The sequence below is a fragment of the Streptococcus sp. 79 genome (assembly GCF_013277425.1).
Lineage (GTDB): Bacteria > Bacillota > Bacilli > Lactobacillales > Streptococcaceae > Streptococcus > Streptococcus pseudopneumoniae.
Map to the genome: position 1 here is coordinate 1 of NZ_VMMW01000098.1, position 1,777 is coordinate 1,777.

Genomic DNA, 1,777 nt, shown 5'->3' on the forward strand with positions numbered 1-1,777 from the left:
CTTTGGCGTAATTTTTGAGTTCTTCAAACTTCACGAACCCTTTGTTCCATTCCATGCCTAATAATCTATTTAGTAGCTGCATATCTGGACTTTCTTGTAGTCTATAGTAATTATCTTGTAACCTAGTTGCTTTGGCACTGTTGAGAGCATTAGCGATTCTCCTTGGACTCATCTTCCAATTAATTTGATGTTGGAGGAGTCGAAGATGAATTAAAGCGATAAAACAAGTCAAAAAATGTGCCTGTATATGATTTTCTGTCCATACATAAACAGGTCTACTTTCAAGCTCTGTCTTCGTGATGCGGAAGCAATCCTCAATCTTAGCTAACTCTTTATAAGCCTCCAACATCTCTTCATCTGTCATTCCAACTTCACTTGTTACAAGAACATTCACACCATCAAACTGAGCATCAAAATCAACCTGCTCATGGTCAATGGTAACAAGTGGGGAAAAAGGCTTTAGTTCCCCTGTTTTTTCATCCAGATAGTGGAGGTCTAGATATTTCTTGCCTCCTTTTTTACTGGTCTGTCGAAAGAGTTCCGCATTGGTTAGTTGGCTGGCATATTCTAAAGCACCTTCCCGACGAATCCGTTCTCGATCAGCGTATTTCTTAGACCAAGTAATCAGAACTTTCTCTTTGACAAGTGGAGAATCCTTCTTCGTTCCCAGCTTGCGTTCACGTAGATAGGACTTCTTTGCGAAGGTCAACTCCTTATTAAATTGCCAATCGTTTGGATTTAGAATTTGTGTTTGTAGCTCCTTTGAGGCGCCACGCCGTCCACGATGCTTCTGGGAGAAGAGCCATCCATCTTTTTGATGAATCATCTCAGAAATATTGTAAGAGCTATTCATAGCCTTATCGGCCACCACCACAATACGCTCAATTCCAAACTGTTTTTTAACTTCCTCAACAGCTGGAAGATAGGTAATAGGATCTGTTTGATTTCCTCTAAATAACTTATAACTGATGGGAATTCCATTCGTATCCATAAATAATCCTAATTGGACAATGGGTTTGGGACGATGTTCCTTACTAGGACCTCGCCTTCTTAGTCCTTCTTTTAGAATTTCACCATCAACTGAAACAACCGTCTCATCGGGGATATCTGTTTCAAAGTAGTAGTTCGTTACATCGTAGAAAACTAAACGTGCTTCACGCTTGGTCATGCGACTCACTTCTTTATGAAGATGAAGCAGAAGTTTTTCTTTCAAGGTATCCAACTTATCTAACGAACGATAAATAGCGTTGAGGCTTATTTCCCAATGACCAAATAAGTTTACTTGAGAAGCATAAGTAGATAACTTACTATCTGGATTGAGGACTCTCTGAAAAACTAATAGTTTTAAAATTTGAGCCAAATCGTACTCTGATTTCGATTTCACTGTCTTTAGAAACTCGGTTAGTTTTAACTCTTCAAACAGGTTATCCAAGACCATCCAACCATAGGACTGATCCACCTCATTCATAGGAGCCAGTAGGTCATAGCTTACTTGAAAGAATTGAGGTTCTGTTAGTAGACCTTCCTTTGCCTCACGTTTCAAACGTTCTAAGATATCAGGTTCCTCTACCTCTAGTTCATCTAAGAGACCATATTTTTTCAAAATACGCTGTCTGACTTTTCCATCTTTTCGATATCCCTCCACAAGATAGACATGAGTACGTCCTTCTTTGTTGGTTGTTGTTTTAATAAATGCCATACTCTATTATAGCATACATAACTATATACAACAAACAAAAAGTTGAAAAATAGTCGGAAAATCCAGATGTACCAAGGG

Annotated in this window: 1 protein-coding gene; it reads right to left on the reverse strand. The window is 38.7% G+C overall.

Translation table 11 applies throughout. The features are described 5' to 3' along the window. Positions 1–1,699: IS1634 family transposase (locus HT729_RS10775; RefSeq protein ID WP_172932010.1), on the reverse strand; the 1,699-nt coding region annotated here is incomplete at its 3' end. Between the last annotated feature and the right edge of the window lie 78 nt (positions 1,700–1,777).